We start from the raw sequence: 21,593 nt of genomic DNA, 5'->3' as shown, positions 1-21,593 counted from the left end.
CTGCGCTTCGCCACCGCGGGCTCCGTCGACGACGGCAAGTCCACCCTGGTCGGCCGGCTGCTGCACGACTCCAAGTCGGTCCTGGAGGACCAGCTGGAGGCCGTGCAGCGGGTCTCCGCCGACCGCGGCCAGGGTGCCCCGGACCTGGCCCTGCTGACCGACGGCCTGCGGGCCGAGCGGGAGCAGGGCATCACGATCGACGTCGCCTACCGGTACTTCGCCACCGCCCGGCGCCGGTTCATCCTGGCCGACACCCCCGGGCACGTGGAGTACACCCGGAACATGGTCACCGGGGCCTCCACCGCCGAGCTCGCGGTCGTCCTCGTCGACGCCCGCAACGGGATGGTCGAGCAGACCCGCCGGCACACCGCGGTCGCCGCCCTGCTGCGGGTGCCGCACGTGGTGCTGGCCGTCAACAAGATGGACCTGGTCGGCTACGACGAGGCGGTCTTCGCGAAGATCGCCCAGGAGTTCACCTCGTACGCGGCCACGCTCGGGGTCAGGAACGTCGTCGCGATCCCGCTCTCGGCGCTGGCCGGCGACAACGTCGTCGAGCCCTCCGCCAACATGGACTGGTACGGCGGCCGGACGCTGCTGGAGCACCTGGAGACCGTCCCGGTCGGCAGCGACCCCAGGGAAGAGCCCGCCCGCTTCCCGGTCCAGTACGTGATCCGTCCGCAGACCGCCGAGCACCACGACTACCGGGGCTACGCCGGCCAGATCGCCTCCGGCGTGCTGCGCGTCGGGGACGCCGTCACCGTCCTGCCCTCCGGCCGCACCACGGCCGTCGCGGCCATCGACGCGCTCGGCGCGCGGACGGACGTCGCCTGGGCTCCCCAGTCCGTCACCGTCCGGCTCACCGACGACGTCGACGTCTCGCGCGGCGACCTGATCGCGGCCAGGGGAACGGCCGCGGCGCCCACCCAGGACATCGAGGCGAGCGTCTGCCACCTCAACGAGCGGCCGCTGCACGTGGGCGCCAAGGTGCTGGTCAAGCACACCACCCGTACCGTGCGCGCCCTGGTCAAGGACATCTCGTACCGGATCGACATCGGCACGCTCGAGCGCCGCCCCGGCGCCGAGGGCCTGCAGGTCAACGACATCGGCCACGTCGTGCTGCGCACGGCCGAGCCGCTCGCGCTGGACCCCTACGCCGACAACCGGCGGACGGGCTCGTTCCTGCTGATCGACCCGGCCGACGGCACCACCCTCGCCGCCGGCATGGCGGGCGAGCCCTTCGAGACCGTACGCCGCCCGGCCGCCCCGGCCGCGGCACCACACGAGGAGGACTGGGTCTGATGTTCCACCACACGAGAGGGCGCGTGGCCATGGCGGCCGTCGCAGTGACCGCGGCCGCAGGGCTGCTGACGAGCTGTGGCTACGGCGCCAGCGCCGACGACGCCCCGGTGGACCAGACCGTGGGCGGATCGGGTGCCAAGCTCTCCGCCGACACCGTGAAGATCGGCTACTTCCCGAACCTCACGCACGGGACCGCCCTGGTGGGCCTGCAGGACGGGTTCTTCCAGAAAGAGCTGGGGTCGACCCGGATCAAGTCCCAGTTCTTCAATGCCGGCCCGGCCGAGATCGAGGCGCTCAACGCCGGATCGATCGACATCGGCTGGATCGGCCCGAACTCGGCGATCAACAGCTACGCCAAATCGCACGGCACGTCCCTGCGGATCATCGGCGGTGCGGCCTCCGGCGGCGTGAAGCTGGTGGTCAACCCGGCGAAGGTCCGCTCGCTGGACGACCTCCGGGGCAAGAAGATCGCCACCCCGCAGCTGGGCGGCACCCAGGACGTCGCCCTGCTCAACTACCTGGCCGGCAAGGGCTACAAGGTGGACCCGGCCTCCGGCGCGGGTGACGTCAGCGTGGTCCGCACGGAGAACAAGGTCGCGCCCGAGGCGTACAAGTCCGGCTCCATCGACGGCGCCTGGGTGCCCGAGCCGACCGCCTCCAGGCTGGTCACGCTCGGCGCGAAGGTCCTGCTGGACGAGAAGACGCTGTGGCCGGGCGGCAAGTTCGTGACCACCAACATCATCGTCTCGCAGAAGTTCCTGGCCGCCCACCCCGACGTGGTCGAGGCCGTGCTGCGCGGCTCGCTGGCGGCCAACGCCTTCATCAAGGCCGACCCGGAGAAGGCGAAGGCCGACGCCAACCTGCGCATCAAGGCCGACACGGGCAAGGCGCTGCCGCCCGAGATCCTCGACCCCGCCTGGCGCAGCATCGACTTCATCGACGACCCGCTGGCCAGCACCCTGCAGGCCGGGGCCGACCACGCGGTGGCCGCGGGCCTGCTCAAGAAGCCCGACCTCGCCGGGATCGTCGACCTGACCCTGCTCAACAAGGTCCTCACGGCGGCGGGCCGGCCCGCCGCGGCCGACGCCGGACTCGGCGTCAGGTGACGGCCCGCACCCCGTAGCTCCGCGCAGGCCCCCGTCCACTCCCGCAGGAGGTGTCCGAAATGACCACGGCACTGACCGTCCCGCAGTGCGCACCCGTCGTCGAGACCACCACGGACGAGTGCCCGGCGGTCCGGCTCTCGCACGTCTCGAAGGGCTTCGGCCGCCCCGGCGCGGGCCCCGTCGTGCTCGACGACATCAGCCTGGACGTGGCGCCGGGCGAGTTCGTCACCCTGCTCGGGGCGTCCGGCTGTGGCAAGTCCACGCTGTTGAACCTGGTGGCCGGGCTCGACGAGCCCAGCGCCGGCAGCATCGAGGTGCCCGGCACCCGTCCGGCGCTGATGTTCCAGGACCACGCGCTGTTCCCGTGGCTGTCCGCGGGCAAGAACATCGAGCTGGCGCTGCGCCTGGCCGGCGTGCCGCGCGAGGACCGCAGGCCCGAGGCGGAGCGGCTGCTGGAGCTGGTCCGCCTCGGCGGGGCGTACCGCAAGCGGGTGCACGAGCTCTCCGGCGGCATGCGCCAGCGCGTGGCCATGGCGCGGGCGCTCGCCCAGGGCGGCACCGTCCTGCTGATGGACGAGCCGTTCGCGGCGCTCGACGCCATCACGCGGGACGTCCTGCACGAGGAGATCACCCGGATCTGGAACGAGCGCCGGCTCACCGTCCTGTTCGTCACCCACAACGTGAGAGAGGCCGTGCGCCTCGCCCAGCGGGTCGTCCTGCTCTCGTCCCGGCCCGGCCGGATCTCCCGGGAGTGGCGCGTCGACCTGCCGCATTCGCTGCGGGGCGAGTCCCGCGAGGTAGCGGAGCTGTCCATCGAAATCACCGAGCACCTGCGTGGGGAGATCCGCCGCCATGTCCAGCACTGACACCCTGTACGCGCCGAGCGACCGCGCCGCCCGCCGCGCCGTCGTGGGGGGCGGCCTCGACACGCTCGGGGCCGGCCTCGACGCGCTGGAGACCGGCCCCGTGCAGCGCACCTCGTACCGCCAGGTGCTGCGGGCGAAGGTACTGCCGCCGGTCCTGGGCGTGGTCCTGGTCGTCGGGCTCTGGCAGCTCGCCTACAGCCTGCACCTGACCAGCCCCGAGAAGCTGCCGAGTCCGGCCGACGTGTGGCATGCGCTCACCGTCCTCTGGGGCGAGGGCACCCTGTTCTCCGTCGTCTGGACCAGCCTCTGGCGCGGCGTCTCGGGCTTCGTGGCAGCCGTTGTGATCGGTACGCCGATCGGCCTGATCGTCGCCCAGATCAAACCGGTGCGGGCCGCCATCGGGCCGGTGCTGGCCGGCCTGCAGTCGCTGCCCTCGGTCGCCTGGGTGCCGGCCGCCGTGATCTGGCTCGGCATCAACAACTCGGCCATGTACGCCGTGATCCTGCTGGGCGCGGTGCCCTCGATCGCCAACGGCCTGATCGCCGGGGTCGACCAGGTGTCGCCGCTGTTCCTGCGGGCCGGCCGTACGCTCGGCGCGAGCGGTCTGCGCGGCGCCCGGCACGTGCTGCTGCCCGGCGCGCTGCCCGGGTACCTGGCCGGTCTGAAGCAGGGCTGGGCGTTCTCCTGGCGGTCGCTGATGGCCGCCGAGCTCATCGCCTCCTCCCCCGATCTGGGGCTCGGCCTCGGCCGCTTCCTGCAGAACCAGCGGGAGTTCTCCGACATGCCGGGTGTGATGCTCGGCATCCTCCTGATCTTCGTCGTCGGCGTCGCCATCGACCTGCTGCTCTTCTCCCCGCTGGAGCGCCGGGTGCTGCGCAGCCGCGGACTGCTGGCCGCGCGCTGAGGCGGCCTCCAGTGGCACTCGACACGGTCCCGATGTCCCGTCGAGGCGCGTTGCGAAGGATGACGTCGGGCGTTCCCCAGCGAATGGAGACCGAGATGGGCACGCGGCCCAGGTCCGCTATGCGATCCGTATGGAAGAAGTTCGGTGAGGGCCTCATGTGGACGGGGTTCGCGTGGAACGGCCTGTGTCCTCCCTGCGCATGGGAGGAAGCCACCGCCCCGCCTGCCGACGAGCCGCTCCCGCCGGCGCTGTCGCGGGAGGAGCAAGCCCAGTGGGCGGCGCTGGTCAGGCAACTGCGATAGGCGCCCTCCAGCGGCTTCGACTCCGCTGTCGTCCTGCGTTCCGTCGACCGGAACCGACCCAAGAGAGAAGGAGGCCAGGGTGAGCCGCGCCAGTTCGGGCACCACGCGTCCCCAGGCACTGAAACAAGGCGAGATCCGACGCGTCCTCGGGCTGTTCCGCCCGTACCGGAGGAAGCTGCTGTCCGTCGTGCTGCTGGTCGCCGGCTCCTCTCTGATCGCCCTGGTCAACCCGTTCCTGATCCGCGAGATCATGGACGTGGCGCTGCCGCAGGACCGGCTCGGTCTGCTGTCCCTGCTCTCCCTCGGCATGATCCTGGTGTCCGTCACGACCAGTACGTTCAACGTCTGGCAGACGCACATCTCGGCCACCGTGGGCCAGCTCGTCATGCACGACCTGCGCACGGCGGTGTACGCCCATCTCCAGCGGATGTCGCTGGCCTTCTTCGCCCGCACGCGTACCGGCGAGGTGCAGTCGCGCATCGCCAACGACATCGGCGGGATGCAGGTCACCATCACGACCACCGCCACGGCGCTGCTGTCCGACATCACGATCGTCATCGCCGCGACCACCGCCATGTTCATGCTCGACTGGCGGCTGACGCTCGCGTCGATGCTGATGCTGCCGATGTTCGCGCTGGTGAGCCGGCGCGTCGGCAACGAGCGGCGGCACATCACCCGCGACCGGCAGAACCGGCTCGCCGAGCTGTCGTCGACCATGCAGGAGTCGCTGTCCATCAGCGGGATCCTGCTCAGCCACACCATGGGCCGCTCCCGCTCCCTGACCGACAACTTCGCGCGGCAGTCGCGCAAGCTCACCGACGTCGAGGTGCGCGTCACCACGGCGGGCCTGTGGTACCAGTCCACGATCTGGGTCGTCATCGCCTCGATGCCGGCGGTCATCTACTGGGTCGCGGGGCTGACGTCCAACAACGGGCACATGGCCATCTCCATCGGCTCCCTGGTGGCCTTCACGTCCCTCCAGCAGAGCCTGTTCCGTCCCGCTCAGCGCCTGCTGACCGTCGGCATCGAGATCCAGGGCTCCCTGGAGCTCTTCGGCCGCATCTTCGAGTACATCGACCTGCCCGTCGACATCGCCGAGCCGGAGCATCCGGTGAAGCCGGCCGTCCTGCGCGGCGAGGTGCGGATGCGGGGGGTCGGCTTCTCCTACGCGGGCGCGGACCAGGCGACGCTGGCCGGCGTGGACGTCACGGTCCCCGCGGGCCGCAGCCTCGCGATCGTCGGCGAGACCGGCTCGGGCAAGAGCACGCTGAGCTACCTCATCCCGCGGCTCTACGACGTCACGTCCGGATCGGTCACGATCGACGGGGTCGACGTGCGCGACATGTCCTTCGACACCCTCACGTCGGCGGTCGGCGTGGTCGCCCAGGAGACGTACCTCTTCCACGCCACGGTCGCGGAGAACCTGCGGTTCGCCAAGCCCGACGCGACCGACGAGGAGCTGTACGCGGCGGCGCGGATCGCCCACATCCACGACTACCTGATGCTGCTGCCCGACGGCTACGACACGGTGGTCGGCGAGCGCGGGTACCGGTTCTCCGGCGGTGAGAAGCAGCGGCTGGCGATCGCCCGCACCATCCTGCGCGACCCGCCCATCCTGGTGCTCGACGAGGCCACCAGCGCCCTGGACACCCAGACCGAGCAGGCCGTCCAGCAGGCCATCGACGCGGCCAGCGTGGGCCGTACGACCATCACGGTCGCCCACCGGCTGTCGACCGTCCGCAACGCCGACGAGATCATCGTGCTGGACCGCGGCCGGATCTCGGAGCGCGGCACCCACGACGAGCTGCTCCTGCGCGCCGGCCACTACGCGACGCTCGTCAACCGGGACAGCGAGCCGATCGCGGTCTGACGCCGCGCTCGGCGGGCCCGGGCCCGGCTCCACGGACCGACCCCGCCGGTCTGGAGCCGAGTTCGAGTCCGTCGAGAGCGGCCGCCCCTAGCGTCGGGGGAATGGAACCCACAGCTTCCGAAGCATTCGAGCCCTCCGGGCTGAACCGCCGCGCGCTGCTGCGGTGCGGCACCATGGCCGGCCTGGGCGCCCTGGTGGCCGCCGCCCCCCTCCTCAAGTCGCAAGGCGCGGTCGCCGTCGCCGCGAGCGCCGGCGGGCCCGAGCCGTCGGCGCCCGAGCTGAAGCTGACCAAGTTCCGGGATCCGCTGCGCATACCGCCCGTGCTCCGCCCCCGCGACCGCGGCGACCACGACGAGCTGACCGTCCGGATGCGCACCGCCGACGTCACCGTGCACTCGGAGATGCCGCCGGTGACGATGTGGACGTACGAGGGCGTCTTCCCCGGTCCGACGATCAAGACGGTCAGCGGGCGTCCGCTGCGGGTCGTCTGGGAGAACCGGCTGTCGGGCAACATACCCGTCAAGGCCGTCGACTTCGTCTCGCCCACGGGCCGCGCGCCCGACCCGCTCACCAACTACCCCGGCACGGCGGGGACCCAGGAGGTCGCCGGCGTGGCGGGCCTGGAGCCGTGGGCCGCGGTGCACCTGCACGGCATGCTGACCGGCGGCGGCAACGACGGCTGGATGGAGAACCTCATCGGCCCGGGCGACGTGCAGCTGTCGGCCTATCCGAACGACCAGGCCGCGACGACGCTCTGGTACCACGACCACACCCACCACGTGAGCCGCTTCAGCGTGTACGCCGGCCTCGCGGGCCTGTTCCTCTCGCGCAACGAGGAGGAGGAAGCGCTCGGTCTGCCCGAGGGCGCCCGCGACGTGCCGCTGGTCCTCAGCGACCGCAACTTCGACGTGGACGAGTCCGGTGCCCTCGTCGGCCGGCTGGTCCACAAGGTGGAGATGATCGGCCCGCAGAAGCTCATGCGCGCCCACGCGGCCCCGTACACCCTGGTCAACGGGGTGGTCTGGCCGTACCTGGACGTCGCGCCGCGCTGGTACCGGTTCCGGATCGCCAACGCCGCGAACTCCCGGATGTACCGGCTGATGCTGCTGGCGGACGGCAAGCCCGTACCGGGAGCGCTGAAGGTGATCGGGACCGACCAGGGCCTGATCGACAAGCCGCTGGCGGTCGAGGGGGCGCTCAACCTCTCCCCCGGCGAGCGCGTGGACGTACTGGTCGACTTCAGCGCGTTCCGGGGGCAGGCCCTGAAGCTGGTCAACACGCTGGAGGGCATCGTGCCCGGTGCCTCCAACAAGCTCAACGACCTGCTGGAGCCCGACGTGATGCAGTTCCGCGTCGCGGACCAGCGGCCGTCCGGCAGGTTCGTGCTGCCGGAGGCCCTCTCGCCCACCTTCAAGCGGCTCACCCACGAGGACGTGCCGCACGACCGCGCCCCCCGGTGGGTGGTCGTGGTCGGCCCCGGCTCGACGAACGTTCCCGAACTGTGGGAGATGGAGGAGGTCGACCCGGCGGGGCTCACCTTCCCGGCCGCCGGGGTCGTCCAGGTCCGGGACGCCGAGGGCGCGATCGTCACGCTGCGCAGGACGGCGACGGCGTACGACGACGGCAACGCGTTCACCGTCGCGCACGGCAGCACGGAGGTCTGGAAGTACCTCAACCTCGCGGCGTCCCCGCACCCCATGCACATCCACCTGTCACACTTCCAGGTGCTGTCCCGCGAGAACTACGACATCAGCGGGTTCGACCGGGCCACCCGCGGCTCGTCCCGGCCCATCGCGTTCAAGGCCGCGGCGGCGCTGGAGGCGCACGAGCTCGGGGAGAAGGACGTCATCCGGGTGGGTACGGCCGGCCAGATCGGGCCGAACGCGACCGTGGGCGAGCTGGTCACCGTGGCGGTCCGGTTCCCCGTCGTCGGCAGGGGCGTCCACCACTGCCACATGCTGGAGCACGAGCAGCACATGGTGCGGCCCCTGGTGGTGTCGCCGGCCGCCCATCTGCAGGCGGGCGGCGGGGGCCACGGTCACCACTGACGCACAACGCCGTGGGCCCGCGCCGGTGTCCGGCGCGGGCCCACGGGCCGTTCTTCCCGTCCCGGTCCGGGACGCGGGGGCTCAGGCGGCGGGGGCCTGGCCGGCGCCGGTGGCCTGGGCTATCCGCCGGCGCATCTCCTCGGAGCTGTTGGCGCGCGGGAACTCCTCGTCGGGGACGTCGACCCCGAGGAACGCGCAGAGGGGCTCCCACCCCTGCTGCACGTCGTACACGAGGACGTTGTCCGCGCCGAGGGCGCGTACGACGTCCTCGGTGTGCCGGTGGTAGACCGCGATGGCGTGGTCCTTGTCCTCGAAGCGGCCGTCGAAGAGGCCGTCCCAGACCAGGGCGTTGACGACGCGGAACAGCCGGGCCTGCCGGGAGCCCGGCTCGGGCGGGTTCTGCCTGGTCCGCAGCGCGAACTGGTACAGCGTGTCGTGGGTGCTCTTGTACCAGCCCTCGGCGTCGCGCACCGTGAGGACCACCTTGGTCTCGGGGAGCGCCTCGCTGATCTGCCGGTAGTAGACGGTGGAGGGGCCGTCGACCGCGGAGGCGTAGCCGTCGTACAGCGCGGCCCAGTCGGGGCGCTCGCCGTCGCAGATGATCCGCTCCCACTGCGCGAGGCGCTCGTCGTCGTCGACGACGTCGAACATGTGGAAGCAGGGGCCGAGGCCGAGCCGCTCCAGGGCCACCTGGAGCGATGTCGTGCCGGTCCTGCCGAGGCCGGCGTTGATGAGCTTCAGCACGGGTGTGTCCTCTTCCTCAGCGCCAGACCGCGTCGTCCTGGTGGGTGGCGACGTTCACCCGGTTCCAGAAGTTGACCAGGCTGATGTGCATCACCAGGGCGCCGAGCTGCACGTCGGTGTAGTGCTTCGACGCATTGCCCCAGACCTCGTCCGTCGGGGCGTTCGCGGCGTCGGTCTGCAGGGTGACGGCCTCGGCCAGCTCCAGCGCGGCGCGCTCGGCGTCGGTGAAGGAGGCCTCGGTCCGCCACTCGTCCACCAGCAGCAGGCGCTTGTCCGCGGGCTCGGCCGGGAACGTGTAGACGCGGCCGTTGAGCGAGGCGACGCGCAGCCGGATGAAGTCGAGGGTGGACTGCGGCACGCCGACCTTGCCGATGACCTCGGACAGGTCGAGCAGGGGCTGCAGGGCGCCGGGAACGACCAGGGAGGGGTTGTCCATCCGTGGAGCCATCGGGAGTTCTCCTGTGTGGTGAGGGTGCGCTGGAAGGTGGAACGACGTCGGACGGGCCGTCGGGCGGAACTGCCGGAGGGTCCGTCGGGCGGGGCCGTCGGAGGGGCCGTCAGACCGGGATCGCCTCGATGATCGAGATCGGGGACGCGGTGGGGATCGCCCTGGTGACCTTGAAGCCGGCCTTGGCGAAGAGCTCGGTGTACTGCGCGAGGGTGCGGTCCTGGGAGCCGATCATCAGCATCAGCCAGAGGTCGATGGTGTGGCCGATGTGGCGCTCGTTGTTCTCGGGCAGCAGGTACTCGATGCAGAGCAGCTTGCCGTCGGGGCCGATCGCCTCGCGCGCGTTGCGCAGGGCGGTCAGGGCGTCTTCCTCGGAGAAGTTGTGGATGATGCGCTTGTACAGGTACGCGTCGGCGCCCTTGGGGAGCTTGCCGAGGTAGCTGCCGTGCTCGATGGTGTAGCGGTCCGCGACGCCGGCCTCCTCGAAGAGCGAGGCCGAGTCCACGGTCGCGATCTCGAAGTCGTACAGCACCCCCTTGGCGTCCGGCGCCTGCTGGAGGACGGCCGCCAGGAGGTAGCCGCGGCCGCCGATGACGTCGACGACGGTGCCGAACTGCGAGAAGTCGTAGGCGGCCAGGACCGGGTCGGTCTCCGACTCCGAGACCTTGCCGAAGGCCTGGAAGAAGGTGGCGGCGTAGGCGGGGTTCGCGTGGAAGAAGTCCAGCGTGCTCATGCCGCGCAGCTTGGGGAGGTTGGCCTCGCCGGTCCGCACGGTGGTGAGCAGGTGGCCCCACTCCTCGTGGAGCAGCGGGTCGCTCATCAGCACGGCGAACTTCCGCATCGAGTCCTGGGCGTCCTCGCGGAGCTTGTCGGACAGGGCGGTGTTCTCGTACCGGCCGTCCGGACGGACCGCGAAGACCCCGTGGCCGGTCAGCGCGCGCAGCAGCCGGTGGGTGGCCCCCGGGTGGGCTTCGACCCGCTGCGCTATGTCCTCGGCGGACATCGGCGCGTCGGCGAGCACGTCCGCGATGCCGAGCCTGGCTGCGACGGAGATCGCCTGGGTGATGACGGCACCCTGAATCAAATCGAGCAGCGCGTAGGAATCCGACTGGTCGCGGACCTCGGCCGATGCGGACATCGATTTCCCCTCGGAGTGTCTTTTCACGGATTCCAGACGATAGGTCGGCGCTTCTCCCCGCCGCAACCGGCCGATTTTCTCAAATCGTTGACGTGAATGTCCGGCACGGGGAATTCTCGCGTTTGAACGGAGGCCACCTCTATTGACGCTCGACCGGGAATCCGAGCCCGCTTGTCAGGCTGTGCCGACCGCGACCTTGCAGTCGCCTTGAGGAGGCCGACGTTGGCGCACGACACCCCGACCCCGGTGGATTTCTGGTTCGACCCGACCTGCCCCTGGGCTTGGATGACTTCCCGATGGGTCCTCGAGGTCGCAGAGCGACGGCCCCTGGACATCCGCTGGCACATCATGAGCCTGACGGTGCTCAACGAGGGCCGCGCGGACCTGGACGAGCGCTGGCACCGGAACCTGGCCCTGCGGATGGAGCCGGTACGGGTCTGCGCCGCTGCCGAGCGCGCGTACGGACCCGGGGTGCTGGGCCGGCTCTACACGGAGCTCGGCAACCGGTTCCACCTGGAGAAGGCGCCCAAGGACCGGGTCACCTACGCGGAGGCCCTGGCCGCCGCGGGCCTCGACCCCGCCCTGGCCGACGCCGCCGGGTCCGACGCGTACGACACCGCGGTGCGCGCTTCGCACCACGACGGCATCGGCCGCGTCGGCACCGATGTCGGCACCCCCGTCATCGCCGTGGGGGACGTGGCCTTCTTCGGGCCCGTGGTGACGCCCACGCCGCGCGGGGAGGCCGCGGTGAAGCTCTGGGACGGTGTGCTCGCCGTGGCCGAGACCGACGGGTTCTTCGAGCTCAAGCGCACCCGGACCCGGGACCCGATCTTCGCCTGAGTCCCGGTTCCGTACCCGGCCGGCCCGCGGCCGGCGGCGTCAGCCGCGGGCCGGGATCTCCGGCGGGGTCCAGTTGTCCTTGAGCCAGGCCTCCAGGGAGAGCAGGTTCGGCCGGCCCTTGCGCAGCTCGGGCAGGTCGGCCTGGAAGCCGTCCCGCTCGAACCAGTCGAACATGTTGGCGAGGTCCGGGCGGCCGGCGCGCAGCGGCTCGATGGGCAGCTGCTGGAAGCGGGTCGGGATGCCGGAGGCGGCCTCGAACGCCGCCGCCATCTGCGGCCCGGTCAGCTCCTCGCTGGCGATGTCGACCGTCCGGCCGAGCCACGCCTCCGGGTTCTCGAAGGCGTCCGCGGCGAAGGCGCCGATGTCGCTCGTCGCGATGACCTGCACCGGGGTCTCGGGGTCGAGCCACATGGCCAGGACGAGCTCGCCCTGCACCGGGCGCGGCTTGATGTCGAGCAGGATGTCGTGGAACATCGCCGGCCGGAGGATCGTGGTCGGCAGGTCGAGCGTGGCCAGGTACTGCTCGCCCACCAGCTTGCTCTCGAAGTGCGGGACGCGGGTGTCCCGGTCCGCACCGCCGACCGAGCTGTACACGTAGTGCTTGACCCCGGCCCGCACCGCGGCGTCGGCCACCGCCTTGCCCTGGCGGATCTCGGCCTCGACGCCGCCGGGGCCGCGGAAGGTCTGCACGCTGAAGACGCCGTATACGCCCTCCATCGCCGCGTCCAGCGACGCCGCGTCCTCCATGTCACCGCGGACGAGGACCGCGCCCGCCTCCTCCAGCGCCCGCGCCTGCGCCTTCTGCGGGTCGCGGACCAGGGCGCGTACGGTGAAACCGCGCCGCAGCAGGTCGCGGGCGACCGCCCCGCCCTGCCGGCCGGTGCCGCCCGTCACCAGGATCGTCTGTGCATCCGCCACTGTCTGCCTCCATGTCGTGTGCCCGCCGGGCCTCGCCCGGCCCGGCGATCGGTGTGATGGCCGCGAACGGCCGCGGTCCCTTGCGGGATCAGGCCGCCGGCTCTTCCGCGCCGGGCGTCCTCTGCGTGGTGACGCCGCGCGCTACCACGGGACGGGGCCGTCGTCCGCCAGGCACTGGCCCGTCGGGCCGTCCTCGGGCAGCGTGGCGAGCCGGACGGCGATCTCCGCGCCCTCGGCGGGCGACCGGAACCCGCGGTGTCCGTTGATGTCGGTGGCCACCACTCCGGGCAGCGCCGCGTTGACCTTGACCGGGGTCTCCCGCAGCTCCTTCGCGTACGCGAGGGTCACCGCGTTCAGGGCGGTCTTCGAGGACTGGTAGGCGATCATGCTGACGTTCGCCAGCGGGCCGCTCGGGGCCGAGCCCAGCGTCAGCGAGGCCACGTGGCTGGACAGGTTGACGATGCGGCCGGCCGGGGAACGGCGCAGCAGCGGCAGCAACGTGTGGGTCACGGTGACCACCCCGAACACGTTGGTCTCGTAGACCTCCCGCAGGTCGGCGGCGGTCGCCTCGCTGGGCGCCCCGGTGAAACCGCCCGCGATGCCGGCGTTGTTGACCAGGATGTCCAGGCGCCCGAACCGGCTCTCGATCTCGCGGGCGGCCTCCGCCACGGAGGCCGGGTCCGTCACGTCGAGCCGGAGCGGCACGGCCGTGATGCCGTCGCCCGCAAGCGCGTCGGCGGCCTGCTTGCCGAGCACCTCGTCCCGGGCGCCGACGAGAACGGTGATCCCCTGCTCGCCGAGCTGCCGCGCGATGGCGAATCCGATGCCCTTGTTGGCGCCCGTAATGAGCGCGATCTTCTCGACCGGCACGTCTTTTCCTTTCGTGAGGTCCAGGTGGCACTGCCCCCGGAACGCCACTTCGCCGGATGGGAAGAGGCGGCGAGCGGAACGTCGTGCGCCCGGTTTTCGAGGAACGAATTAATACGTTCACGGTATGAAACGCAAACGCCCGGGCGGCCGGCGGTGCCGCCGCCGGAAACACCGTGTTCAAACGCCGCGGGTCCGCAGTTGAACGGGCGGCCGGCGCGCAATCGCGAGAGACGGTCCGGCCTTTCGAGGCGGCCTCCACCCGGGATCCGGGGCGCCCGGCCAGACTGCCCACGCCTGTGTCGGCGCCGACCGTCGTCGTCCGTCGGCAGGTCTTACAACACCGTAACCATGAAGGAGCTGGTGGAATGACTGGGAGCGAACAGGCTCAGGCGAGCGGTAAGCCCCACGTGGTCATCGTCGGTGGCGGTATCTCGGGACTGGCGGCGGCGTTCCACCTGCGGAACGAGCCGGTGCGGGTGACGCTCCTCGAGAGCTCGTCCCGGCTGGGCGGAAAGCTGCTGGTCTCCGACGTGGCGGGGGTCCCGGTCGACGAGGGCGCCGAGTCGCTGTACGCCAACCGGAAGAAGACCACCGGCCTCATCAAGGAGGCGGGGCTCGGCGAGCAGATCGTGTCCGCGGGCCCGGTCACCGCGTCGGCGATCTGGACCCAGGGTGCGATCAAGCACCAGCCCGACCGTCAGTTCATGGGTGTGCCCTGCGACATGGACGACCTCGCCCGGTCCGGCGTGCTGTCGGCCGAGGGCGTGGAGCGGGCGCGGCAGGACCTCGTGCTGCCCTCCTTCGACCTGGAGGGCGACGTCTCGGTCGCGTCCTTCGTCGGCGGCCGGTTCGGCCAGGAGGTCGTGGACCGCCTCGTCGAGCCGTTCCTCGCCGGTGTGTTCGCCGGGCGTGCCGCGGACCTGTCGTTCGAGGCCACCCTGACCCCGCTGGCGCGTGCGTCCCGCGACCACATCTCGCTCGCGGACGCGGCCGGCTCGCTGGTGCCGGTCCTCCAGGAGGGCGAGAAGCTCCCGCCGATCAGCGTCGCCACCATCGAGGGCGGCTTCGGCACGCTGCCCGCCGCGATCATCCAGCAGGTGCTGGACGCCGCGCCTGACACGGCCCTGCGCACCGGCGCCTCCGTCCGGGAGCTGGCGCGCAACGGCGAGGGCTGGCGCGTGACCGTCGGGTCGGGTGCCGACGCGGAGGTCATCGACGCCGACGCGGTCGTCATCGCCACCCCGGCCGGCCCGACGGGCAGCCTGCTCGCGGGCGTCCCCGGTACGGCCTCCGCCGTCTCGGCGCTCTCCGAGGTGCCGTACTCCAGCGTGGCCATGGTCACGCTCGCCTTCCCGAAGGGGGCGTTCCCCGGCGGGCTCACGGGCCGCGGCTACGCCGGCTACCGGGTGCCGGCGGAGGAGGGCAAGGCCGTCAAGGAGGTCACGTTCACCACGGTGAAGTGGCCGCACCTGGCGGGCGAGGTGGAGATCGTGCGCTGCTCGATCGGCCGGTTCGGCGAGGAGCACCTGCTCCAGCTCGACGACGCCGACCTGGTCAAGCTGGCGACGGCCGAGCTCGCCGAGGCCACCGGCGTGTCCGGTGCCCCGGTGGCGACCCGGGTGAGCCGCTGGGAGAGCGCCCTGCCGCAGTACACCGTCGGCCACGTCGAGCGGGTGCGGCAGATCCGTGAGGCCGTGGCGACCCAGCCCGGACTGGCGGTGTGTGGTGCGGTGTACGACGGTGTGGGCGTCGGCGTCTGCATGATGACCTCGCGCCGGGCCGTCGACCAGATCCTCCCCTTCGTGAGGAAGGCGGCCGCCGCCGCTTCCTCGGTCGCGGCCGGGGTCTGAGCCGGATCGGGGTCCCCCGGCGCGATCCCGAAGCGATCGCGCCGGGGGATCCGGCATGTGTGCGCCGGATCTCCTGGTGACGAGAAGGGGCCGTGCCCGATCGGGCACGGCCCCTTCTCGTCACCAGGGTCCGGTCAGCAGGAGGTCCGGTCGGCAAGAGGTCCGGTCGGCGATCGCATCGCCGACCGGACCCCCGGCCGGATCAGCGGTCCAGGATGGTGGCGAAGACGTCCGTCAGCGCCTGCTCCGCGTCCTCGGCGGCACCGGTGCTGCGCCAGGCCACGTGCTGGTCGGGACGGATCAGGAGCGCGCCGGCACCGGTGATCTGCCGGACGGCCTCCCAACCGCCGTCCACGTCGGCGTACTCGCCGCCCTCGCCGATGCGGACCGCGTTGACCGGGACGGAGAACTTCTCCGCCACGCGCGCGGCCGCCTCGGTCCAGGCGGTCCCCTCCGGGCCGGTGATCAGCGTGAAGCCGGTCCGGCCGGTGAGGTCGAGGGTGGACAGGCGCTCGCCGTCCCGGGTGATCCAGGCGTGCGGCAGCCGGTGGCCGGGGCGCGACGTCGGGACGTGCTCGTCGCGCATCGGCGGACGGGCCGGGCGTTCGGTGCCGTCGGAGATGACCGCGCCCTGCTCGTAGGCGAAGCCGATCTCCATGTCGAAGGACTGGCAGCCGCCGCGGTGGGTGTGGAACACCTCCAGGGCCCGCGCGCGGACGGTGTCGCCGAGCGGGGACGGGTCGAAGTACGCCGCCAGACGCTGGCCGCGGCGCCCCGCCGGGATGTTGTGGCCGCCGCCTATGGCGTCGATGACCACCTGGTGGTGCTGGGCGGCGGAGACCGCCCAGTCGACGTTCTCGCGGCCGATCGGCCGGCGCTCGGCCTCGTAGGTGTCGATCAGGCTCTCGGGCGCGCTGCCGTTCAGCACCGCGGCCAGCTTCCACGCGATGTTGTGCGCGTCCTGGATGCCGGTGTTGAGGCCGAGGCCCACGGCGGGCGGCTGCTTGTGCGCGGCGTCGCCGGCGATCAGCACCCGGCCGACCCGGTACTTGTCGGCGAGGATCGCGTTCACGATCCAGTCCGTGACCTTGTGCACGGTCACTTCCAGGTCCGGGACCTTCAGCACCTCGCGGATGCGGTCGACGACCGTCTCGTTGTTCCAGCGGCCGGCCGGGCCGGGGGCCATGTGCAGGCCCCACTGCTCACAGGCCTTGCCCCAGCTCGGGCCCATCTCGATGAGGTTGACCGACAGGTCGGGGTCCTCCGGGCTGAGGTAGTGCGTGATGAGCGTGCCCTCCTCCCACCACTGCGACAGGTCGGCGGAGAAGTACACGGTCGTGGTGTTGACGTCGCTGGGCGGGCCCTGCATCTGGATGCCGACCTTGGAGCCGACGAAGCGGCCGCCGTCGGCGCCGAGGAGGTACTTCGCCTTGACCGTGATGGTCTCGCCGGTCTCCAGGTTGCGCACCTCGGCGGCCACGTGGTCGCCCTCGTCGGAGAAGTCGACGACCTCGTGGCTGAAGAGGATCCGCCCCGGGTTCCGCTCCTCCGCGTGGCGGCGCAGGATCGGCTCCAGCCACATCTGCGGCAGCTTCGAGGGCAGCTCCGGGCCGGCCGCCGCGTACTTCTCCGTCAGCTCGCCGCCACCGAAGGCGTCCATCTCGTGGATCTGGCGGGCGTCCAGCGGGCCGTCGCCGGCGAACGTGGTCGCCCAGCGCACCTTGCCGAACTTGTCCAGCGGGGCCGCCTCCGCGAGGACGTCGTCGCGGATCCCGTGCTGGCGGAAGATCTCCATCGTCCGCTGGTTGAGGTAGTGCGCCTTCGGCACCCTCGACGTGTCCGCGTGCCGCTCCACCAGCAGGTGGTCGACGCCCTGGTCGGAGAGGAAGACGGAGGCGGACAGGCCACACCCGCCGCCGCCCACGATCAGGACCGGAACCTCGATAGACGTCATGTTCGCCCTTCCAGAATTCAGATGGCTTCTCCCGCACAGCCTGACAACGTCGTCCGTAACCCTGGTCAAGGACGACTGGACTCCGAAACGCCGCCGGCCGGTCCCACGGGTGACCGGCCGGTTGCGTGCCTCGGGGGAAGGGGTCCCTCCGGTGTTCTGCCAGTGCTCAGCCGAGCCAGACGCCGTCGCTCATCAGCGTGCGACCGGACAGCTCGTTGGCCTCCCGCCAGGCCTGGATGCGCTGGGGCCTTATGCGGAAGTACTGGTAGGGCTGGGTCAGTTCGCGCGGGTCGAACCCGGTCTTGGCCGCGAAGGCGTCGGCCGTCCCGCCCAGTTCCGCCACGTCCACCGGCTCCGCGGTGCCCTCCACGATCACGACGTCGCGCGTCGGGCCGAGGGCGACGCGCACCCGGCCGTCCGCCAGCAGGTTGCGGCCGGTGACGGAGGAACGCGGCGTCGAGACGAGGAACGCGGTCCCGTCCCAGAGGAAGGAGAGCGGGATGAGGTACGGACCGCCCGGGTCACCCGCCGAGGAGACCCAGAGATCGACGTCGTTCTCCAGTCTCTTGCGAGTGTCCTCCAGGCGTTCTTCCAGCCCACGCGGTGGCACAGCCGTCATCGGAGTCCTTTCGGGTATGCCCCCGGCATCCGCTAGGGGAAGAGCGAAGACCCGCCCAATGCCGGTTCGGCCCTTGGGCGGAGCGGCGTTGTCAGTGGCGGTTGTCAGGTTACGCGCATGCATCTGAGGTACTCGTTCCGGATCGAGCCGACTCCCAGTCAGCGCATAGCGTTGGCACGGACGTTCGGTTGCGCCCGTGTGGTCTTCAACGATGCGCTGGCCGTCCGGAAGGAGACCTGGCAGGCGGACCGGTCGAGGATCCCGACCGGGGCTCTGGCGAAGCGGGTGATCACCGAAGCGAAGAAGACACCCGAGCGGGCGTGGCTGGCGGAGGTGTCCGTGGACGCCCTGCAGTCCTCCCTCCGCGACCTGGACAGCGCGTACACGAATTCCTTCGCCTGGGTGGCGGGCAAGCGCCGTGGCCGGCGGATGGGTCTGCCGGCGTTCAAGTCGAAGAAGGGCAGTCGGCAGTCGGTCCGCTTCTCGAAGAACGGGTTCCGGCTGCGGGAGAACGGCCGGCTCAACCTCGCGAAGATCGGTGACGTCCGGGTCCGCTGGTCCCGGCCCCTGCCCTGTGCCCCGTCGTCGGTGACGGTGGTCAAGGACGCGTCGGGCCGGTACTTCGTGTTGTCCGACGGCACGGTGATCGGCAACCCCCGCTTCCTGCGCCGTGCCGAGCGCCGGCTGCGCAAGGCTCAGCAGAACCTGAGCCGGAAGGGCAAGGGGTCGAAAAACCGGGCCGAGGCCCGGGTCAAGGTCGACCGTACCCATGCCCGGGCGGCCGACGCGCGCAAGGACTGGTGCCACCAGACCGCTTCGAGGCTGATCCGCGACAACCAAGCGGTCTACCTCGAAGACCTGGCGGTCTCCGCTCTGGCACGCACCCGCCTCGCCAAGTCCGTCCACGACGCCGCATGGGGCATGTTCCGCCGCATCCCGGAGGAGAAGGCCGCCAGGTACGGCCGACACGTCGGCATCGTGTCGCGGTGGCTGCCGTCCTCCCAGACCTGCCACGTGTGCTGGACCGTGGACGGAAGGAAGCCGCTGCACGTGCGCACCTGGCGGTGCGAGTGCTGCGGTACCGAACATGTTCGTGACCTCAATGCGTCGCGAGTGATCCTCGCCGCCGGACGGGCGGAGAGGCTGAACGCCCCCGGAGGGCCGGTAAGCCCTGGCGTGGAAATCCCACGCCAGGCACGGCCCGTCGGACGGGGAACCCACCCGAAGCCTCAGCCGGTCACCACCGGCCGGCAGGCGGGAATCCCCGCCCGCCAGGGCGGCGAGGACGTCAAGATTCCTCCGTCCAAGCAGTCGTGGTGAGTCCCCGGCCGGCGGGGGCTCCTTCGCTCGTCGTACGGGCCACCGGCGCGGTGGCCGCGACGGCCGCCAGTGCATCGACGGCCGCACGCACACCGATCATGTCGTGTGCCCGGTGCACAGCGAAGCGCACGAAGCCGTTGGGCAGCGGCAGGACGCGCACCCCGTGTCCGGCGAGGCGGCGGGCGCATTCCTCCGGGGTCAGCCCGGCGACGCGGGCCATGACCATGTTGGTCGGCCGCGGCGGGCGCAGGAGGCCGGCGCCGGGCACCGTCGCGAAGCCGGCGGCGAGCGCGGCGGCCGTGGCGTGGTCGGCCGCCAGCTCGGGCAGGCGGTCCAGGGCGACGAGGGCGGGGGCCGCGATGACGCCGGACTGGTGCATCGAGCCGCCCAGCGCGGACCGTACCTCGCGGGCGCGTGCGACGTACGCGTGCGTCCCGCACAGCAGCCCGCCGACCGGCGCGCCGAGTCCCTTGGAGACGGAGAAGGCGACGCTGTCCACGGGGGCTGCCAGCTCCGCGGGAGGGACCCCGAGCGCCACGGCCGCGTTGGCGAGCCGGGCACCGTCGAGGTGGACGTGGGCGCCGTACCGGTGGGCCAGGTCGGCCAGGGCGCGGGTGGCCGCCGCGTCGAGGGCGTTGCCGGAGCGCATCATGCTCGTGTTCTCCAGGCAGACCACGGCGGGCCGGCCGCCTCCGGCGGCGAGCACCGCGGCCACGGCGTCGGGGTCGGGCAGGCCGTCGGGGCGCTGCGGCACCGGCAGCAGCTCGATCCCGGCGAACTGGCGCAGCCCGTCGGCTTCGAGGAAGGCCATGTGGGTGTCCTCGCCGACGACCAGCAGCGGCGCGCCGCGCGGTCCGTGGGAACCGGCCGCGGCGAGCGCGGCGAGCAGGTTCGACATGGTGCCGGTGGGCGTGAGCAGCGCGTCCTCGGTGCCGAGCAGGTCGGCGACCCGCGCTTCGAGGAGGGCGACGGTGGGGTCGTCCCCGTACACGTCGTCCCCGACCTCGGCCGCGGTCATCGCCGCGCGCATGCGCGCGTCCGGCACGGTGCGGGTGTCGCTGCGGAAGTCGAGCCGGGGGTCGGCTGGCTGCGTCACGGCCTACCCCCGTGCCCGGTGGGCGACCCAGACGGCGCGGGGCCTGGTGTAGCCCTCCACCGCGTGGATGCCGAGCTCGCGGCCGTATCCGGACTGGCCGAGGCCCGAGACGCTGACCGTCTCCTCGGTGTCGCCCCAGGTGTTGACCCAGACCATGCCGGCGCGCAGGGCCCGGCCGAAGGACTCGGCCCGGTGGGCGTCGGAGGTCCAGACGGACGCCGACAGGCCGTACGCCGTGTCGTGGGCGAGGGACAGCGCCTCGGCGTCGGTGTCGAAGGCCGTCACGGACAGCACCGGGGCGAAGATCTCCTCGCGCCAGGCGCGGCTGTCGGCCGGCGTGCCGTCCAGGACGACCGGGTTGACGAAGAAGCCGCCGCCGAGTTCGTGCACGATCCCGGACCGGCCGGGCGGCACGATGACCTTCGCCCCCCGCAGCTCGGCCTCGTCGACGATCTCGGCGGCGCGCCGGACGGCCGCCCGGCTGATCAGCGGGCCGAGGTCGGTGGCGGGGTCCTCGGGCAGGCCGACGCGGAGCCCGGCCGCCAGCTCGGCGACGCGGCCGGTGAACTCGGCGTGCACGGCCCGGTCGACGACGAGGCGCGTCCCGGCCACGCACATCTGGCCGGTGTTGCCGGTGAAGCCCGTGACGACGGCATGGGCGGCCGCGTCGAGGTCGGCGTCGCGGAAGACGACGACGGGGCTCTTGCCGCCGAGCTCCAGTGAGGCGGGCTTGAGGCCGTCGGCGCAGCGGCGCGCGACGTCGCGCCCCGCCGCCGTCGAGCCGGTGAAGGAGACCATGCCGACGTCCGGGTGGTCGCACAGCAGCCGGCCGGTGTCGGCTCCGCCGTAGACGGCGGTGAGCACGCCTTCGGGGAGCACCTCGGCGGCGCGCTCGACGAGCCGTCGGGTCGACAGCGGGGTCTCGGGCGCCGGCTTGACGACGACGGTGTTGCCGTACGCGAGCGCTGCGGCGATCTTCCAGACGGCCAGCAGGAGCGGGTAGTTGTTCGGGGCGATGGCGGCGCACACCCCGACCGGCACGCGGTCGGTGTACGTGCGCATGCCGGGGCCGGCCGGGTGGGTCTCGCCCACCGGGTACCGGGCCGCCGCGGCGAACCAGTCGACGGCCTGCGCTGCGAAGTCGACCTCGCCGAGGGCGCGTGCCGTGGGCTTGCCCGCGTTGCGCTGCTCCAGGGCCGCGAGGGTGTCGCGGTCGTCGCGCAGCAGGGCGGCGAGCTCGCGCAGGTGGCCGGAGCGCTGGGCCGGTGAGGTGTCGGCCCAGCCGTCGTGGAACGCCGAAGCCGCCCGGGCCACGGCGTCGCCGACGCCGGGACCGGACGTGTCCGGTACGTGGTCGAAGGCGAGCCCGGTGGCGGGGTCGAGGATCGGGCGTCCCACCGG

Annotated in this window: 18 protein-coding genes; 9 read left to right on the top strand and 9 right to left on the bottom strand. The window is 71.9% G+C overall.

Going from position 1 to position 21,593, the window contains the following annotated elements:
• The 6 genes from ACIF6F_RS31875 to ACIF6F_RS31850 all read left to right on the top strand — a co-directional run.
• Nucleotides 1–1,299: sulfate adenylyltransferase subunit 1 (locus tag ACIF6F_RS31875; protein ID WP_399954908.1), on the top strand; the 1,299-nt coding region annotated here is incomplete at its 5' end.
• Entirely contained in the window at nucleotides 1,299–2,405 is a 1,107-nt protein-coding gene (locus ACIF6F_RS31870) for an aliphatic sulfonate ABC transporter substrate-binding protein (RefSeq protein ID WP_399954904.1), read from the top strand. The genes ACIF6F_RS31875 and ACIF6F_RS31870, both read left to right, overlap by 1 nt.
• Before the next feature lie 59 nt (nucleotides 2,406–2,464).
• Nucleotides 2,465–3,271 carry an ABC transporter ATP-binding protein gene (locus tag ACIF6F_RS31865; protein WP_399954901.1) on the top strand — a complete coding sequence of 269 codons (807 nt, stop codon included), beginning with the start codon at nucleotides 2,465–2,467 and terminating at the stop codon, nucleotides 3,269–3,271.
• Nucleotides 3,258–4,175: an ABC transporter permease gene (locus tag ACIF6F_RS31860; protein WP_399954898.1), complete on the top strand. Its 918-nt coding sequence runs from the start codon at nucleotides 3,258–3,260 to the stop codon at nucleotides 4,173–4,175. The genes ACIF6F_RS31865 and ACIF6F_RS31860 overlap by 14 nt, the downstream gene beginning before the upstream one ends.
• Nucleotides 4,176–4,556: 381 nt before the next feature.
• Entirely contained in the window at nucleotides 4,557–6,347 is a 1,791-nt protein-coding gene (locus ACIF6F_RS31855; protein WP_399954895.1) for an ABC transporter ATP-binding protein, read from the top strand.
• Between the two features lie 101 nt (nucleotides 6,348–6,448).
• On the top strand, nucleotides 6,449–8,395 hold the full coding sequence (locus ACIF6F_RS31850) for a multicopper oxidase family protein (RefSeq protein ID WP_399954892.1): 1,947 nt from the start codon (nucleotides 6,449–6,451) through the stop codon (nucleotides 8,393–8,395).
• Between the two features lie 81 nt (nucleotides 8,396–8,476).
• Here ACIF6F_RS31850 and ACIF6F_RS31845 read toward each other — a convergent pair whose 3' ends face one another.
• The 3 genes from ACIF6F_RS31845 to ACIF6F_RS31835 form a co-directional block, all read right to left on the bottom strand.
• On the bottom strand, nucleotides 8,477–9,139 hold the full coding sequence (locus ACIF6F_RS31845) for a sulfotransferase family protein (protein WP_399954889.1): 663 nt from the start codon (nucleotides 9,137–9,139) through the stop codon (nucleotides 8,477–8,479).
• Nucleotides 9,140–9,155: 16 nt separating this feature from the next.
• Entirely contained in the window at nucleotides 9,156–9,587 is a 432-nt protein-coding gene (locus ACIF6F_RS31840) for a carboxymuconolactone decarboxylase family protein (RefSeq protein WP_399954886.1), read from the bottom strand.
• Nucleotides 9,588–9,696: 109 nt separating this feature from the next.
• Nucleotides 9,697–10,725 carry a methyltransferase gene (locus ACIF6F_RS31835; protein ID WP_399954883.1) on the bottom strand — a complete coding sequence of 343 codons (1,029 nt, stop codon included), beginning with the start codon at nucleotides 10,723–10,725 and terminating at the stop codon, nucleotides 9,697–9,699.
• 222 nt (nucleotides 10,726–10,947) lie between these two features.
• Here ACIF6F_RS31835 and ACIF6F_RS31830 point away from each other — a divergent pair, with 222 nt between their 5' ends.
• Nucleotides 10,948–11,565 (top strand): DsbA family protein, encoded by a 618-nt coding sequence (locus ACIF6F_RS31830; protein WP_399954880.1) that lies wholly within the window; start codon nucleotides 10,948–10,950, stop codon nucleotides 11,563–11,565.
• A gap of 39 nt (nucleotides 11,566–11,604) precedes the next feature.
• On the opposite strand, the gene ACIF6F_RS31825 is transcribed toward ACIF6F_RS31830, so the two are convergent.
• Nucleotides 11,605–12,483, bottom strand: coding sequence for an NmrA/HSCARG family protein (locus ACIF6F_RS31825; RefSeq protein WP_399954876.1), 879 nt, complete (start codon nucleotides 12,481–12,483; stop codon nucleotides 11,605–11,607).
• A gap of 141 nt (nucleotides 12,484–12,624) precedes the next feature.
• Nucleotides 12,625–13,353, bottom strand: a complete 729-nt coding sequence (locus tag ACIF6F_RS31820) for an SDR family oxidoreductase (protein WP_399954873.1) — start codon at nucleotides 13,351–13,353, stop codon at nucleotides 12,625–12,627.
• Nucleotides 13,354–13,718: 365 nt separating this feature from the next.
• Between ACIF6F_RS31820 and hemG the strand changes: the two genes are divergently transcribed.
• A complete protein-coding gene (hemG, locus tag ACIF6F_RS31815; RefSeq protein WP_399954870.1) occupies nucleotides 13,719–15,203 on the top strand; it encodes a protoporphyrinogen oxidase in 1,485 nt (494 codons plus the stop codon).
• Nucleotides 15,204–15,405: 202 nt separating this feature from the next.
• Here the strand turns inward: hemG and ACIF6F_RS31810 are convergent, their stop codons facing one another.
• Together ACIF6F_RS31810 and ACIF6F_RS31805 are read right to left on the bottom strand one after the other, a co-directional pair.
• Complete coding sequence (locus ACIF6F_RS31810; RefSeq protein WP_399954866.1) at nucleotides 15,406–17,157, bottom strand: FAD-dependent monooxygenase; 1,752 nt, start codon at nucleotides 17,155–17,157, stop codon at nucleotides 15,406–15,408.
• A 166-nt stretch (nucleotides 17,158–17,323) separates the two neighbouring features.
• Entirely contained in the window at nucleotides 17,324–17,776 is a 453-nt protein-coding gene (locus ACIF6F_RS31805; RefSeq protein ID WP_399954863.1) for a pyridoxamine 5'-phosphate oxidase family protein, read from the bottom strand.
• Nucleotides 17,777–17,893: 117 nt separating this feature from the next.
• Here ACIF6F_RS31805 and ACIF6F_RS31800 point away from each other — a divergent pair, with 117 nt between their 5' ends.
• Complete coding sequence (locus tag ACIF6F_RS31800; RefSeq protein WP_399954860.1) at nucleotides 17,894–19,096, top strand: RNA-guided endonuclease InsQ/TnpB family protein; 1,203 nt, start codon at nucleotides 17,894–17,896, stop codon at nucleotides 19,094–19,096.
• On the opposite strand, the gene ACIF6F_RS31795 is transcribed toward ACIF6F_RS31800, so the two are convergent.
• Both ACIF6F_RS31795 and ACIF6F_RS31790 read right to left on the bottom strand, forming a co-directional pair.
• Complete coding sequence (locus ACIF6F_RS31795) at nucleotides 19,065–20,192, bottom strand: threonine aldolase family protein (RefSeq protein ID WP_399954857.1); 1,128 nt, start codon at nucleotides 20,190–20,192, stop codon at nucleotides 19,065–19,067. The two genes, ACIF6F_RS31800 and ACIF6F_RS31795, sit on opposite strands and share 32 nt — an antisense overlap.
• 3 nt (nucleotides 20,193–20,195) lie before the next feature.
• Nucleotides 20,196–21,590: an aldehyde dehydrogenase family protein gene (locus ACIF6F_RS31790; protein WP_399954854.1), complete on the bottom strand. Its 1,395-nt coding sequence runs from the start codon at nucleotides 21,588–21,590 to the stop codon at nucleotides 20,196–20,198.
• Nucleotides 21,591–21,593: the final 3 nt, after the last annotated feature.

It is taken from the genome of Streptomyces sp. NPDC086023 (assembly GCF_044540325.1).
Lineage (GTDB): Bacteria > Actinomycetota > Actinomycetes > Streptomycetales > Streptomycetaceae > Streptomyces.
This window is presented reverse-complemented; position numbering and strand designations above follow the sequence as displayed.

What these genes read in the sequence shown, in the direction of transcription:
- ACIF6F_RS31850 (WP_399954892.1), top strand. Translation starts at nt 6,449, where the DNA reads ATGGAACCCACAGCTTCCGAAGCATTCGAGCCCTCCGGGCTGAACCGC.
- ACIF6F_RS31865 (WP_399954901.1), top strand. Translation starts at nt 2,465, where the DNA reads ATGACCACGGCACTGACCGTCCCGCAGTGCGCACCCGTCGTCGAGACC.
- hemG (WP_399954870.1), top strand. Translation starts at nt 13,719, where the DNA reads ATGACTGGGAGCGAACAGGCTCAGGCGAGCGGTAAGCCCCACGTGGTC.
- ACIF6F_RS31840 (WP_399954886.1), bottom strand. Translation starts at nt 9,587, where the DNA reads ATGGCTCCACGGATGGACAACCCCTCCCTGGTCGTTCCCGGCGCCCTG.
- ACIF6F_RS31805 (WP_399954863.1), bottom strand. Translation starts at nt 17,776, where the DNA reads ATGACGGCTGTGCCACCGCGTGGGCTGGAAGAACGCCTGGAGGACACT.
- ACIF6F_RS31870 (WP_399954904.1), top strand. Translation starts at nt 1,299, where the DNA reads ATGTTCCACCACACGAGAGGGCGCGTGGCCATGGCGGCCGTCGCAGTG.
- ACIF6F_RS31810 (WP_399954866.1), bottom strand. Translation starts at nt 17,157, where the DNA reads ATGACGTCTATCGAGGTTCCGGTCCTGATCGTGGGCGGCGGCGGGTGT.
- ACIF6F_RS31835 (WP_399954883.1), bottom strand. Translation starts at nt 10,725, where the DNA reads ATGTCCGCATCGGCCGAGGTCCGCGACCAGTCGGATTCCTACGCGCTG.
- ACIF6F_RS31860 (WP_399954898.1), top strand. Translation starts at nt 3,258, where the DNA reads ATGTCCAGCACTGACACCCTGTACGCGCCGAGCGACCGCGCCGCCCGC.
- ACIF6F_RS31800 (WP_399954860.1), top strand. Translation starts at nt 17,894, where the DNA reads ATGCATCTGAGGTACTCGTTCCGGATCGAGCCGACTCCCAGTCAGCGC.